The sequence below is a fragment of the Streptomyces umbrinus genome, from assembly GCF_030817415.1.
Taxonomy (GTDB): domain Bacteria; phylum Actinomycetota; class Actinomycetes; order Streptomycetales; family Streptomycetaceae; genus Streptomyces; species Streptomyces umbrinus_A.
Genome location: NZ_JAUSZI010000002.1, coordinates 5,124,228 through 5,138,711 on the forward strand (window position 1 = coordinate 5,124,228; position 14,484 = coordinate 5,138,711).

At 72.9% G+C, this 14,484-nt stretch carries 12 protein-coding genes; 7 read left to right on the plus strand and 5 right to left on the minus strand.

All coding sequences use genetic code 11. The annotated features are described in order from the left end of the window. Positions 1–4 precede the first annotated feature (4 nt). Complete coding sequence (locus QF035_RS22270; RefSeq protein ID WP_307522238.1) at positions 5–1,270, plus strand: hypothetical protein; 1,266 nt, start codon at positions 5–7, stop codon at positions 1,268–1,270. Beyond that, the gene (locus QF035_RS22275) at positions 1,263–1,913 is read left to right on the plus strand and encodes a hypothetical protein (protein ID WP_307522239.1); all 651 of its coding nucleotides are present in this window, start codon (positions 1,263–1,265) and stop codon (positions 1,911–1,913) included. The genes QF035_RS22270 and QF035_RS22275 overlap by 8 nt, the downstream gene beginning before the upstream one ends. On the opposite strand, the gene QF035_RS22280 is transcribed toward QF035_RS22275, so the two are convergent. Together QF035_RS22280 and QF035_RS22285 are read right to left on the minus strand one after the other, a co-directional pair. Next, positions 1,811–4,006, minus strand: coding sequence for an ATP-binding protein (locus QF035_RS22280; RefSeq protein ID WP_307522240.1), 2,196 nt, complete (start codon positions 4,004–4,006; stop codon positions 1,811–1,813). The genes QF035_RS22275 and QF035_RS22280 overlap by 103 nt on opposite strands. Positions 4,007–4,184: 178 nt before the next feature. Next, on the minus strand, positions 4,185–4,985 hold the full coding sequence (locus QF035_RS22285; RefSeq protein WP_307522241.1) for an exodeoxyribonuclease III: 801 nt from the start codon (positions 4,983–4,985) through the stop codon (positions 4,185–4,187). 118 nt (positions 4,986–5,103) lie between these two features. On the opposite strand from QF035_RS22285, the gene QF035_RS22290 reads away from it, so the two are divergent. After that, positions 5,104–5,580, plus strand: coding sequence for a GNAT family N-acetyltransferase (locus QF035_RS22290; protein ID WP_307522243.1), 477 nt, complete (start codon positions 5,104–5,106; stop codon positions 5,578–5,580). Positions 5,581–5,584: 4 nt separating this feature from the next. Here QF035_RS22290 and QF035_RS22295 read toward each other — a convergent pair whose 3' ends face one another. From QF035_RS22295 to QF035_RS22305, 3 genes are all read right to left on the minus strand, one after another. Beyond that, positions 5,585–6,040 (minus strand): phospholipase, encoded by a 456-nt coding sequence (locus QF035_RS22295; RefSeq protein WP_307522244.1) that lies wholly within the window; start codon positions 6,038–6,040, stop codon positions 5,585–5,587. A 261-nt stretch (positions 6,041–6,301) separates the two neighbouring features. Beyond that, positions 6,302–6,970, minus strand: a complete 669-nt coding sequence (locus tag QF035_RS22300) for a response regulator transcription factor (RefSeq protein ID WP_307522246.1) — start codon at positions 6,968–6,970, stop codon at positions 6,302–6,304. After that, entirely contained in the window at positions 6,934–8,205 is a 1,272-nt protein-coding gene (locus QF035_RS22305) for a sensor histidine kinase (protein WP_373466974.1), read from the minus strand. The genes QF035_RS22300 and QF035_RS22305 overlap by 37 nt, the downstream gene beginning before the upstream one ends. A gap of 276 nt (positions 8,206–8,481) precedes the next feature. Between QF035_RS22305 and QF035_RS22310 the strand changes: the two genes are divergently transcribed. From QF035_RS22310 to QF035_RS22325, 4 genes are all read left to right on the plus strand, one after another. Continuing rightward, complete coding sequence (locus tag QF035_RS22310) at positions 8,482–10,338, plus strand: AfsR/SARP family transcriptional regulator (protein WP_307522248.1); 1,857 nt, start codon at positions 8,482–8,484, stop codon at positions 10,336–10,338. Between the two features lie 117 nt (positions 10,339–10,455). Beyond that, entirely contained in the window at positions 10,456–10,971 is a 516-nt protein-coding gene (locus tag QF035_RS22315; protein ID WP_307522249.1) for a DedA family protein, read from the plus strand. A 167-nt stretch (positions 10,972–11,138) separates the two neighbouring features. Further along, positions 11,139–11,876, plus strand: coding sequence for an ABC transporter ATP-binding protein (locus QF035_RS22320; protein ID WP_307522251.1), 738 nt, complete (start codon positions 11,139–11,141; stop codon positions 11,874–11,876). Further along, complete coding sequence (locus tag QF035_RS22325) at positions 11,870–14,326, plus strand: ABC transporter permease (RefSeq protein WP_307522252.1); 2,457 nt, start codon at positions 11,870–11,872, stop codon at positions 14,324–14,326. The genes QF035_RS22320 and QF035_RS22325 overlap by 7 nt, the downstream gene beginning before the upstream one ends. Positions 14,327–14,484 lie beyond the last annotated feature (158 nt).

Sequence of the window (14,484 nt, forward strand, 5' to 3'; positions counted from 1 at the left end):
ACGTATGAGTATGACGATGCCGGATGCCGACCGGCGTCTGGCGGTGCCCTTGCGTCTGGACGTCGAGCGCTGGGCCACCTTCCGGATACGCAAGAGGGTGCTCGCCGTGGTGCACACGGTGACCTCCGCGCGGCGACTGCTGGAAGCGGTCCGGCTGCTGGAGGGCGACCCGAGGGTCCAAGTGGTCTTCACCACGGCCGCGGATGTCTTCAACCACGGCGTGGACACGTTCCTTGAGGACACCCGGGCGCTGGTCGTGCCCTGGAGCCAGGCCGTGCACACCCGGTTCGACCTCGCGCTGGCCGCGAGCTACGGCGGTCTGCACGAGCTGCACGTCCCGGTGATCGTGCTCCCGCACGGCGCCTCGTACAACAAACGGGTCTCCGCGCCCGGCGACCACCGCGGGCGGGCCGTGGCGGAGCGCGAGGTGTACGGACTGGGCCGGCAGTGGCTGGTCAGGGACGGCGTGGTCGTCCCCTCAGCCATCGTGCTGGCACACGAGGACGACCGGGCACGCCTCGGCCGCGAGTGCCCCGAGGCGCTGCCCGTCGCGGAGGTCGTCGGGGACCCCTGCTACGACCGCGTGGTAGCGAGCCTGCCCTCGCGTGCCCTGTACCGGGAGGCCCTGCGCACCGGGCCGCGTCAGGAGCTGGTGCTCGTCTGCTCCACCTGGGGACCCGACTCGCTCCTCGGACAGCAGTGGGACCTGCTGGAGCGGCTGGCCGCCGAGCTTCCCCGGGAGGAGTTCCGCATCGTGGTCATGCTGCACTCCAACGTCTGGAACGCACACAGCGAATGGCACATCCGCAGCGCCTTCGCCCGGCTGAACCGGTCCGGCGTCGGGCTGGTCGGCCAGCACGCGGAGTGGTGCGGGGCGGTCGTCGCCGCCGACTACATCGTGAGCGACCACGGTTCCGTGTCGCTCTACGGCGCGATGACCGGTGCGCGGATCCTGACGGCCGGCTCCCCGGACACGGAGCTGGACCCCTGCTCGCCGATGGCCGAACTGCGCTCCCTGGCACCCCGGATCCGTACGGACCGTCCGCTGCGCAGGCAACTGCGGCAGAGCTCCGCCGCGTACCGCTCGGAGCTGTACACGCGGATCGCGGGCCGGCTCAGCTCGGAGCCGGGCCGGTTCGCCCGCCGGATGCGCGCGCTGCTGTACCGCCGGCTCCGGCTGCGCCCACCGGCCGCTGCACTCACCGCGGAGCGGGCACGGCTGCCGTTCGTCGTGCGCTGCGACGAGCCGGGGGCACAGGCTCATGAGTGACTTGGCCGACCCCTTCATCGCTTCCTGTGCGGCTGCCTTCGCCGCTTCCTGTGTCGCCTCCATCGACGAGCGGCTGCGGGCGCCCTCGGTCCACGAGGTGGAGGTCACGCTGGCGCTGCCGGGTCAGGACCGTCCGTTCGTGGACCGGCATCTGCGGGTCGCGCTCCCCGCCCCGAGCCCCTGGCCGCCGCTGGCGGACGTCCTGCTCGCACCGGACGCACCGGACGCACCGAGCGGAGGAAGCACGAGAGGCACGGGAGGCGCGGCGGCCGACGCGATGGCCGCCGGCCACCCGGGCGCCGCGGTGGTCGCGGTGCACCACGGGACCCGTCTGTGCCGGCTGCGGCTCGGGCCGTACGACTCCGGCGCCACCCGCGCGCCACTCTCACTGACGCTCACCGCGTGCCATGCCGCCCTGCGCCCCTGGCCCGTCTGGGCCTCGCTGGCGCACGCCTGGCTGGTAGCCCACGCGGGAACGTCTTGGCGAGGGGCTGCCCGAACCGGCGCATGCCAACCGGGGGCGCCTCTCCCAGAAACTCCTCAGCCGCGGTCTCCTGGGCCGGAGGCGGCCCCGCCCTCGTCGAGCCTCCGCAGCCGCTCCCGCACGCCCTCGGCCGGTCCCGGCCGGTTCACGCCGACGTAGAGATCGAGCGCCTCCCGGTAGTGCCCCTGGGCGAGTTCGCGCTGTCCGCGCAGTTCGGCGAGCTCGCCCAGGGCATCCAGCGCACGGGCCGTCTCGTAGTGGGCCGCGACCTCGCGCAGCACGGCCAGCGCCCCGGAGAGCCAGCGCTCGGCCTCGTCGGGCCGGCCGTCACCGAGGCAGATCCTGCCCAACAGGGTGGCGGCACGCGCCGCGTTGTAGGAGTCGTCGACCGCGAGCAAGGTCGTACGTGCCTCGACGGCACCCTCGGCCGCCCGGGCAAGCCGGCCTCGGGCGAACTCGACATCGGCCGCGTTGAGCCGGGCGAGCCCGCCGGCCCGGAGGTCCCCGCAGCGGGGAAGCTCCACGGCGGCCCACTCGAACAGCTCGGCCGCCTCGTCCAGTTGGCCCGCCCGCTGATGGGCGAGCCCGCGGTAGTTCGACGTACGCGCGTATCCCAGCTCGTCCCCGGCGTCCGCGAAGAGCCGGGCCGCCTCCTCGAACATCTCCAGGGCGCGGGCGGCGTCTCCCCTGCCCATTTCGCCCTGTCCGCCGGAGGTGAGCATCCGGCACTCGGCCGGCCCGTCCCCCAACTCCCTTGCCGCGGCGAGCCCTTCGGCATGCGAGGCGTGCCAGGCGTCGTAGTGCTTGCGCCGCAGGAAGAAGGGTCCCAGGGCGTCGGCGAGCTGCCAGCTGACGTCCCGCTCTTCCGTCGTTCTGGCCCGCCGTATCACCGCCATCAGGTTGGGCAGCTCCCGCTCCAGCCAGTCCAGCGCCGCCCTGGTGCCGTCGCCGAAGTCCTCGGTGACCACCGGGCCGGGCCCGTAGGAACGTTCCCGTAAGGGATGCCGAGGATCGATGGCCCGCTCGGCCCGCGTCGCGGTGGCCAGATAGTGGTCCGCGATACGACGGAACACCGCCGCCCGCTCCGCCGCGGACTCGTCCTCCGCGGCCTTCCCCATGGCGTGCAGCCGTACGAGATCGTGGAAGCGGTAGCGGTCCTCGCCGATGTCGATGAGCAGGTTGGCGTCGTGGAGGACGTCGAGCAGTTCGCCGGGGTCGGCCCTCGCGTCTCCGGAACCGGAGTCTCCACCGCTGCCGTCTCCGGCCGCCCCCAGCACCGCCCCCGCGACCCCTCCCCCGAACTCCGTCCCCGGATGCACGCCGAGCAGCCGGTAGAGCCGGGCGGCTTCCGCGGGCAGCCCCTGGTAGGAGAGGTCGAGGGCGGCGCGTACACCGTGGTCGCCGTCGATGGCGAGCGCGTCCAGCCGCCCGCGCTCCGCGGTCAGGGCCCGGACCATCGTGGTGATCCGGCGCTGTGGCCGCGCCGCGAGCCGCGCCCCGGCGACCCGCACGGCCAGCGGCAGCCCGGCGCAGAGGCCGACGAGGGCGCGGGCGTCGTCCGGCTGGGTGGCCACGCGGTCGTCGGCGAGGGTGGCCGCGAGCAGTTCGACCGCCGCTTCGGGGGCGAGCGGTTCCAGATGCACCTGGTAGCCGCCTTCGAGGGCCAGCCCGGACATCCGCCGACGGCTGGTCACCAGCGTGACGTTGGACCCGCCCGGCAGCAACGGCCGTACCTGCGCCGCCGTCGCCGCGTCGTCGAGCAGCACCACGATCCGGCGGTCGGCGGTGAGCGAGCGGTACAGCGCGGCCCGGTCGGCGATTCCCTCCGGCACCTGCTGCGGCGGCACACCCAGCCCGCGCAGGAAACTGCCCAGCACATGGGCCGGTTCGACGGGGCCGGTCGGTGCCTGCGCGCAGAGGTCCGCGTACAGCTGGCCTCCGGGGAAGTCCGGGCGCAACCCGTGCAGCCAGGCCAGGGCCAGCGCGGTCTTGCCGACTCCGCCGAGGCCGCTCACGGTGGCGAGGGCGGGGTGGGCCCGCCGTGCGGCGAGAGCCCGGTGCCGTTCGAGCCGCTCCACCTCCGCGGTGCGGTCGGTGAGGCGAACGGCAGGCGGAAGCTGCCACGGCAACTGCTGCTCCGCCGTCTCACCGGTGCGGATGTGGACGTCGCCGTGCACGACGCCGGCCTGGACGCTGGGACCTTGAACGACGCCGCTCAGTTCGTTGTGGCCGCCCCACTCCTGCCCCCGCACCCGTCCCCCTACGACCGACCGGTAAGTACCGTCCTATGGGGAAGAGCCTTTCCGCGCACACCTGTCCGCACACACGCTCGAAAACCGGCGCCCGGCGCACCACCACGTACGGAGCCTGCGCCTCCGCCCCGAAGCCGTCGCGCGGAGTCACACGGAGGCAAGGACTACTTGGCGAGGACTACTCGTACACAACAGTCACCGGCGCATGGTCGGACCACCGCTCGTCGTGCGTGGCCGCCCGTTCCACGAACCCCTTGACGGCCTTGGCCGCGAGACCGGGTGTGGCGACCTGGTAGTCGATCCTCCAGCCGGTGTCGTTGTCGAAGGCCCGCCCCCGGTAGGACCACCACGAGTACGGTCCCTCCACGTCCGGGTGGAGGGTGCGGACGACGTCCACGTACCCGCCGTCCGTCTCGTCGAGGACGCGGTCGAGCCAGGCGCGCTCCTCCGGCAGGAAGCCGGAGTTCTTCTGGTTGCCGCGCCAGTTCTTGAGGTCGGCCTGCTGGTGGGCGATGTTCCAGTCGCCGCAGACGACGACCTCGCGTCCGTCGGCGGCGGCGCGCTCGCGCAGGTTCTTCAGGTGGGCGAGGAACTCGTCCATGAACCGGATCTTCTCGTCCTGCCGCTCGGTGCCGACCTCACCGGAGGGCAGGTACAGGCTGGCGACGGTGACGCCGGGCAGGTCGGCCTCGACGTACCGGCCGCTGCCGTCGAACTCGGCCGATCCGAAGCCGACCTGGACGCGGTCGGGCTCGCGGCGCGTGTAGAGGGAGACACCGGCCCGCCCCTTGGCGGCCGCGGGCGCGTGCACGACATGCCACCCCTCGGGCTGCCGTACGCCCTCCGGGAGCTGCTGGGGCTCGGCCCGTACCTCCTGGAGGCACAGCACGTCGGCGGACGTCTCCGCCAGCCACTCCACGAAGCCCTTCTTGGCGGCGGCCCGGAGCCCGTTCACATTCACAGAGGTCACAGTCAGCACCCGGGCACGATACCGGCACACTGGATGTGCACAGCGCCCGGCCGAGCCCTTCGCGTGGCAGGGCGGACGCACCGCACGCCGCCCTTCCCACTCGCCGCATAGAAGTACGATAACCAGCATGAATATACGCCGGGTCTCCTTCGACCACCCCGACGCCGTCAAGCTCAACGACGAGGTACAGGCCGAGTACTCCGTGCGCTACGGGGACGAGGGTGACGTCACCCCGCTCGACCCGTCGATGTTCGAGCCGCCGGTCGGCCTGTACCTGATGGCGTACGACGCCCAGGAGCGCCCGGTGGCCACGGGCGCCTGGCGCACCCAGGACGAGAACGACGAGGGCTACTCGGACGGCGACGCCGAGCTGAAGCGCATGTTCGTGATCGAGGAGGCCCGGGGCAACGGGCTCGCCCGCCGCATCCTGGCGGCCCTGGAGGACGACGCCCGCGCGGCCGGCCGCATCCGCATGGTCCTGGAGACCGGCGACAGGCAGCCGGAGGCCGTCAGTCTGTACACGTCCAGCGGTTACGAGCCCTGCGCGAAGTTCGGCCACTACCGGTTCCACGAGTCGAGCATGTGCTTCGCGAAGGCGCTCTGAAACGTCAGCCGAGCTTGTCGACCGCCTGGTAGTACGTCCAGGCGGTCGCGTCGCACGACGCCTTCTTCACACCGGAGTACACCGTGCAGGCGCGCTTGAGATCGGCGTAGAAGGCGTCGTCCACGCGGGACTTGTTCGCGTCGAAGGAGCCGGCCGCCTTGTAGTTGCGGTAGCCGAAGTCATGGCGGACACAGGCGTTGGCGAACGGGAAGCCGAAGGGGTTGTCCGGCGAGGTCGTGCAGTGGTCGGTGGACCAGTCGAAGCCGTACGCGCTCCAGGTGCTCTGGTTGGCGCGGGCCGCGAGGAACGCGTTGTTGCTGGTCTCACCGGTCTGGGTCCAGCTGCTGAGGACCGCGGCCTTGTCGGCGGGCGCGGCGGACGCCGGGGTGGCGGGCAGCAGGGCGGCAGTCAGCGCGAGGGTGGCGGTGGACAGGGACACGGCTGCGGTACGACGGCGCATGAGGAGTCCTCCGTGGAGAGCGCGGGCCGCTCCGACGGAGGTTCGTCGAAGCGGCGCCAGCGTTCGCTACGGAGTTACGGCGGATGTATGCCGTCTCTATAGCCGCTGCGGGGGCCGCACTCGCCGCACAGGGGTTCGCTCGCACGGGGTTCCGCTCGCAAGGGGTTCCGCTCCCACGGCGATCGCCGGCCGTACGCTCGTACGGCCGCTGTCGCCGCTCCTACCGCTGTCTCCGCCGCTCGTACGGCCGCTGACGGAGTGTCATGCCCTCAGAAAGGCGAGCACCGCCAGAACCCGGCGGTGGGTCTCGTCGGCCGGAGGGAGGTCCAGCTTGGTGAGGATGCTGCCGATGTGCTTGCCGACGGCCGCCTCGGACACCACCAGTTCACGGGCGATCGCGCCGTTCGACTTGCCCTCCGCGATCAGCGCCAGGACCTCTCGCTCGCGCGGGGTGAGCCGCTCCAGCGGGTCACGGCGGCGGCGCAGCAGCTGGCGCACCACCTCGGGGTCGACGACCGTGCCGCCTTCCGCGACGTCGTGCAGCGCGTCCACGAACTCCTCCACCTGCCCGACCCGGTCCTTGAGCAGATACCCGACACCCGTTCCGTCGCCCGAGTCGAGGAGTTCCGAGGCGTAGCTTCGCTGGACGTACTGGCTGAGGACCAGGACGGGCAGTCCGGGCCGCGTCTCTCGCAGCCGCACGGCGGCGTGCAGGCCCTCGTCCTGGAAGTCCGGAGGCATCCGCACATCCGTCACCACGATGTCCGGCTCGTGCTCGGCGACCGCGGTGAGCAGCGCATCGGCGTCGCCGACGGCCGCCACCACCTCGTGGCCGCAGCGGGTGAGGAGGCCGATGAGCCCGTCGCGCAGCAGCACGCTGTCCTCGGCCAGAACTACGCGGAGCGATCGGGCCGTTCCGTCAACTCGCAAGGGATCTCCACGCGCAACAAGGTCGGTCCGCCCGGCGGACTGGACAGGGCCAGTCTGCCATCCAGTACGGACACCCGGTCCGCGAGTCCGGTCAACCCGCTGCCGCCATCGGTGTTCGCGCCGCCCCGCCCGTCGTCGCGCACCTCCAGGAACAGCCGCCCGTCGCCGTGTCCGCCGCTCACCGTCGCACGGCTCGCCCCGCTGTGCTTGTCCACGTTGGCGAGGGCCTCGCACACCACGAAGTACGCGGCGGCCTCCACCGCCTCGTGCGGGCGCCCGGGCAGTTCCAGATCCACGTCGACGGGGACGACCGAGCGGTCGGCGGCGTCGGCGACCGCCTCCTGGAGGCCGTAGTCCGTGAGGACCTTGGGGTGGACGCCGTGGATGAGCTCCCGCAGCTCCGCGAGTGCCTTGCCCGCCTGCTCGTGCGCCTTGGTGAGCTGGTCGGCGAGCGGTCCCGGCGGAGCGTCGAGACGGGCCAGGCCGAGCGTCACCGACAGGGCCACCAGCCGTTGTTGGGCTCCGTCGTGCAGATCGCGTTCGATGCGCCGCCGCTCCGCTTCGAAGGCGTCCACCAACCGGACGCGGGAACGCGCCAGTTCGACGACCTTCGCCCCGAGCTCACCCTCGCGGGAGGCGATCAGGAGGCGGGTCAGTTCGGCCCGTGCGCCCGCTGCGGCCCCCAGGACGTAGGCGCACAGGCCCAGGAGGACGAGTCCGAGGGCCGCGACGCCGAACGCGGCCGGCCAGCTGGTGACCGTCCACTGCTTGAGCACCTTGGCCTCGGTGCCGTCGCCGACCGTGGCCATCAGGAGCGGAGTGGCCGTCATGGACAGCGGAAACAGCAGGGCGACCGTGACCACGAGAGCGTCGACCGGCCACAGCAGTCCCCCGAACAGCAGCGCGTACCCCAGCTCCCGCCAGGTCGTCTGCTCCCGCAGCCGCGTCGTGAGCCAGGGCCACAACCCCGGTGCGGGGGGCGTCCGGTGCTGGTCGGGTGCCGGGTCCAGGTCGATCAGGCGCAACCTGCGCCGCTCCACCCTGGCGACCGGAATGCCCGAGAGGGCCGTGACGACCAGGAGGGGCAGCCCGACCAGGACGACGGCGAGGATCCCGCCCACCGCCGCCACGGTCACGATCGACACGAGTACCGCGAGGCCGACCACCGCGCCGGTGAACAGATAGGCGATCGAACGCCACGGCCACCACGACAGCAGGAAGCCGGGCCCGGTCATGGCCTGCCACACATTCCGAGGGTGCATGGGCATCACGGTAGAAGCGGGGGCCGGGGTCGTGCCATCGGTCCAGGTGGTGGACCCGCGGTAGGGCAGGCCATACCCCGGCGGGGTCACGGGCACGCGGCGGCAAGGTGTTGCCACCGCAGACTGCTGCCAGGCCGAAGGCACAATTCCGCCAACGGGTGGCGCAAACAATGGCTGGGAGAGCGACGTTCCGATCCGGCCGGGGCCGCGACCCTGCGGGCCCCAACCGCACACATGGGGGAGTCACACGTGGAATTCCAGCTTCTAGGTCCCGTGGAGGCGAGAGACGGAGGGCGCCACATCGCGCTGTCCGGATCCAAGGTGCACACGGTGCTAGCCGTGCTGCTCCTCGCTCGCGGCCGGGTGGTGAGTGACGGGCGGCTGAGTGAGCTGCTGTGGGGGTGGGACCCGCCGGTCACGATGAGCGCGCAGATATACACGTACATATCGAGACTGCGAAAACTGCTCGGGCCCGGTGTGCGTCTGGTGCGTCGGCAGCCCGGTTACCAGCTGATCGCCGACGGGGCACTGGTCGACGTGGCGGAGTTCGAGCGGCTGGAGCGGCTCGGGCAGCGCGCGCTGGAGGAGCAGCGGTACACGGAGGCGGCCGAGAGCCTGCGCAACGCCCTCGACCTGTGGCAGGGGTCGGCGCTCGCCAATGTGACGCCGTTTCTCGCCGAGGCGGAGCTGCCGCGGCTGGAGGAGGCGCGGGTCAACGCCCTGGAGCACCGTATCGAGGCCGACCTCGCGCTCGGCCGGCACGAGGGCCTGGTGTCCGAACTCACCGGTCTGGTCAGCGAGTTCCCGGTGCGGGAGCGGCTGCGCGCCCAGTTGATGACGGCCCTGTACCGGTGCGGGCGGCAGGCCGAGGCGATGCACAGCTATCACGAGGGCCGGCAGGTGCTCGCCGAGGAGCTCGGCGTGGATCCCGGGGCCGATCTGACGGACACGTACCAGGCGGTGCTGAGCGGCGGGCTGACCCGGCCCGCGCCCGGACCCACCACCGGGCTCGCCGCCAGGGCCACCGCCGGGCCCACCGCCGTTCCCGGAGCGGCCGCGCCGCCCGTCATGATCCCGCCCGCCATCGCGGACTTCACCGGGCGGGAGCGGGAGTTCGCCGACCTGTGCGCCCAGTTGGCGCCCGCACCCGCCCACCGGCGCTCCGCCTTCCGGGCGCGCCGACTGGTCATCACCGGGATGGCAGGGGTCGGCAAGACGACGCTCGCCGTGCAGGTCGCGCACGCCGTGGCCGGGGACTTTCCCGACGGGCTGCTCCACGCCCGGCTCCATCACGACGACCGTACGGTGAAGGATTCCGGGGCGGTGCTCACGCAGTTGCTGCGGGCGCTCGGCGAGACCGACGACGTGCTGGCCCCCGGCGGGCGGCAGGCGCGGCTCGACGACCTGGTCCGCCGGTACCGGACCCGGACCGCCGGGCGTCGGCTGCTGATCGTCCTCGACGACGCGGCGGGCGACCTCCAGCTGGACGCGCTCCTGCCGGCCACCGCCGACGCCGCCGTGCTGATCACGAGTCGCAACCGACTGCCCACCGTGCCCGGTTCGCGTACGGTCTCGCTGGAGCCGATGGGGACCGGCGAGTCGCTCGCCCTGGTGGCGGCGATCGCCGGCGGCGGGCGGATCACCGCGGAGCCGGAGGCCGTGCACGCGGTCGTCGAGGCCTGCGCCGGGCTGCCGCTCGCTCTGCGGACCGTCGCCACCCGGCTCGCCGCCCGCCCGCACCGGCCCGCGGCCCGGCTGGCCCGGCGGCTGGCCGACCCCACGTGCCGGTTCGAGGAGCTGCGAGTGGGCGGGCTCGACGTGGGCCGGACCCTGGCCTCGGCGTTGCGCGGGCGGCCCGCGCGGGAGCGGGAGCTGATCGGCCGGCTCGCTCCGTACGGCGGTGAGTCGCTGACCGCGTCGGACGCCGCGCTGCTGCTCGGACTGTCCGAGGAGGTGGCCGAGGAGTTCCTCGAGCGGCTCGTCGAGGGGTCGCTGCTGGAGCTGGACGGCATCGACACCGCGGGCGAACCCCGTTACCGATTCCATGAGTTGACGCGTCTGGTCGCCGTGGCCCAGCAGGCGCGGCCGCTCTCCAGGGCGAGTTGAACCGAGTGGCGGGGGTAGCCCTGGCTCTACCCCAGGTCTAGGTCCTGCCGCACTGCGTCGCGGTGCCCCCGCGCGGTTTCGTGGAGTCATCACGGAGACGACGAAGGCGGGGGCCCGATGACGGCATGGCTGGCGGAGCGAGTGCTGGCGTACGGCAGCGTGGGGATTGTCGCCCTGGTGCTGCTGGTGCCGGCCCTGGAGGCGGCGCTGCCGATCGTCGGCGCGCTGATGCCGGGGCAGGCCGCGGTGGTGCTCGGCGGGCTGTTCGCCTGGCACGGGCACATCGCGATCGAGACGGCTCTGCTGGCCGCGCTCGCCGGATCGGTTCTCGGCAATGTCGCCGGGTACGCCGTGGGGCGGCGCTGGCAGGGCCGGCTGTCGGCCCGGGCGCCGGCCGGTACGCGGCGCGGCCGCTACACCGAACAGGCCGTCGGCCTGATCGAACGGCGGGGCGCCGGCGCGGTGTTCGTCGGCCGGTTCACCTCGGTGCTGCGCACGCTGGTGCCGATGCTGTGCGGGGCGAGCGGGATGCCACTGCGGCGCTATCTGCTGTGGTCCGTGCTCAGCAGTGCGGTGTGGGCGCCCGCATTCGTCGTGATCGGTTACATCATGGGGCCCGCCGGCCCCGGATGACCCGGCCTCGAAGCGGTCGGCGCAACCTCCTGCCACCGCAGTCTCCTGCCATCCGAAGACCCTGCTCCGGTGCCCGGGCCGTCCCGACAATGGCCCTGCCGGCGCTTTTCCCGAAGCATCCCTTCCGCCAGTTGCGCGGAGGACCGACACCGAACGAGTTGGGACAGATGAGTAACGACGCGATCCAGTTGCGCTCCGTCAGCAGGCGGTACGGGTCGGGCGGGGGGGCCGTGACCGCGCTCGACCAGGTCTCGCTCGCCTTCCCTCGGGGCACCTTCACCGCCGTCATGGGCCCGTCCGGTTCCGGCAAGTCGACCCTGTTGCAGTGCGCCGCGGGCCTCGACCGGCCCACGTCGGGCTCGGTGGCGGTGGGCGACACCGAGCTGACGAAGCTGAGCGAGACGAGGCTGACCCTGCTGCGCCGCGAGCGCATCGGTTTCGTCTTCCAGGCGTTCAACCTGCTGCCGTCCCTGACCGCCGAGCAGAACGTGGCGCTGCCGCTGCGCCTGGCCGGCCGCCGCCCCGCCAAGGCGCAGGTCCGTGAGGTGCTGCGGCAGGTCGGCCTTGCCGACAGGGCCCGGCACCGGCCGTCGGAGATGTCCGGCGGGCAGCAGCAGCGAGTCGCGCTGGCCCGCGCCCTGATCACCCGTCCCGAGGTGCTCTTCGGCGACGAGCCGACCGGTGCGCTCGACTCGCAGACCAGCCGTGAGGTGCTGGCGCTGCTGCGCGGGATGGTCGACGGCGAGGGCCAGACGATCATCATGGTCACGCACGACCCGGTGGCCGCCTCGTACGCCGACCGTGTCGTGTTCCTCGTCGACGGGCGGGTCAACGGCGCGTTGGTCGGGGCGTCCGCCGAGGACATCGCCGCACGCATGACCAAGCTGGAGGCCGTGCCGTGCTGAGCACCGCTCTGCGCACACTGCGCACGCGCTGGGTCACGTTCGTCGGCAGCTTCGTCGCGCTCTCACTGGGCGTCGCGCTGATCGCCGTGATGGGCCTGGCCCTGGCGTCCTCGCTGGACGCGCCCGACCGCAGGCCGGAGCGGTTCGCCGCGGCGCCGGTCGTGGTCAAGGGCGTGAACACCCTGCGGGTGCCGACGCCGATCGGCGACCGGAAGCAGAAGCTCGCGCGGCCGAACGCCGTGCCGGCGCCGGTCGTCGAGAAGCTGCGGCGGCTCGGGAAGGTCGTCGAGGACCGGTCCTACGCCGTACGGGCCCGGGGCGGCCCCGACGACCTGGTGGGCCACCCCTGGTCGACCGCGGCCTTCGCCCGGTACGAACTGGTCGACGGGCGCGCCCCGAAGGCGGCCGACGAGGTCGTCGTCAGCGGGGACTGGGCCGTGCCCGGCGAGCGGGTGCGGACCGACCTCGGTACCGTCCGGGTCGTCGGCACGGTGGGCTCGCTCGGCTTCGAGGACGCCGTCTTCCACACCGACGCCCGCGCCGCCGAGCTGGCGCCGCACAGCGTGCAGCTCGTCGTCGAGGCGAGCGCCGATGCCGTACGGAAGGCGGTGGACGCCGGTTCCGGCGTCAGTGTGCTCACCGGTGACCGGCGTCGGCTCGCGGACGCCGATCCCGACCGGGACAGCGAGGCGATCACCGCGATGAACGCCATGTTCGGCACCGCGGGCGGCGTCACCGGGTTCGTGTCGGTGTTCGTCGTGGCGTCGACCTTCGCCTTCGCCGTCGCCCAGCGGAAACGGGAGTTCGGGCTGCTGCGCACCGCCGGGGCGACGCCGGGCCAGATCCGCCGCATGGTCTTCGCCGAGGCCGTCGTCGTCGGCGTCCTCGCCTCCGCCGCCGGCTGCGTGCTGGGGGCGTACGGGGCGCCGTGGCTGGCCGAGTGGGTGGTCGAGGGCGGACTGGCGCCGAGCTGGTTCACCATCGGCGATCACACCTGGCCCTACCACATGGCGTTCTGGACGGGCCTGTTCGTCGCGCTGTGTGGGGTCGTGGCCGCGTCCTGGCGGGCTGGGAAGACCGGCCCCACCGAGGCGCTGCGCGAGGCGTCCGTTGACACGCGGACGATGACGTGGGGCCGCTGGCTGTTCGGTGCGGGGCTGCTGGTCACGGCCGTGGTGACGCTGGCGCTGGCGCTGTTCGGCGACCCGGGCGACCTGCTGCACCGCAAGACGTACACGAGCCGCCCGATGCTGCTGATCACCGCGGTCGCGCTGCTCGCCCCGGTCCTGGTGGGCCCGCTGACCCGGCTGATCGCCTGGCTGCCCGCCCAGCTGCCCGGCGCCAGCGGCATGCTGGTGCGCGAGAACGCGGCCGCCGGTATCCGCCGTACGGCCGCCATCGCGGCGCCCGTGCTGGTCACGGTGGCGCTCGCGGGCTCGCTGCTCGGCGCCACCGCGACGCTGAACGAGGCCAAGGCGACCGAGACGCGCGACCAGACGGCCGCCGCCTTCGTGCTCTCCCCGGCGGGCGACGCCGGCTTCGACGCGGCCGCGGTGGAGAGGATGCGCGAGGTGCCGGGCGCCGAGGTCTCCGCGACCTCGACGAGCGCCGTGTACGTGCTGGAGGAGGGCGTCGCCCTCATCAGGTCCGACGCCCGTGCGGCCGATCCGGCGCTGCTCGCCGACACGGTGCGGATGCCCGTGACGGCGGGGAAGGTGAGCGACCTCGACGACGATTCGATCATCGTCAACGAGGAGTGGGAGAAGCACTCCGTGGGGCAGCGCGTGGATGTGTGGCTCGGTGACGGCACAAGGAAGTCCCTGAAGATCGCCGCGGTGATGGCGATCGGCACGGGCAACAACGGTGTGTACGTCACCCCGGCCAACGCGGCCGGCGCGCCCGTCGACCGGGTCGACGTGGCCCTCGCGGACGGCGCCGACCGGTCCGCGGTGGCAGCGGGGCTGCGCAAGGCGATGGGGTCGTCCGGCGGTGAGGTGTTCACCAAGGAGCAGTGGGTGCGGGCGACTTACCCCGAGACCAACCGCACGACCCGGATCGGCTTCCTGCTCGTCCTCGGCATCGCCCTCCTCTACACCGGCATCTCGCTGGCCAACACCATGGTCATGGCCACGTCCGACCGGATCCGCGACCTGGCCGTGCTGCGTCTGGCCGGGGCCACCCGGTGGCAGGTGCTGCGCGTGGTCGGCGCCGAGGCGCTGATGGTGGTGGCGGTGGGCGGAATACTCGGCCTGCTGGTCGCCGGGCTGAACCTGCTGGGCATGTGGGGCGCCCTCGGCATCCTGTCGGTGTGGACGCCGATCGCGATCCCGTGGGCGACGCTCGGCGCGGTGGTGGGCGCGTGTGCGGTCCTCGCGGTGGTGTCCGCGGTCGTACCCGCCGGGCTGTCGCTGCGCCGCAGGGCCGTGGAGCTGGCGGGCGTACACGAATGACCATCTGAACCGGCGCCGGACATCCGTCCCCCCGTCTGTCCGGCGCCCCCCTCCGTGCCGACCGGTGTCTCCCCCGTCACCGGCGGCGCGGCAACCGACGGCCGGGCCGCCCCGAGAGACGGCCCGGCCGTCGCGCTGCACCGGGCCGGGGCCGGCCG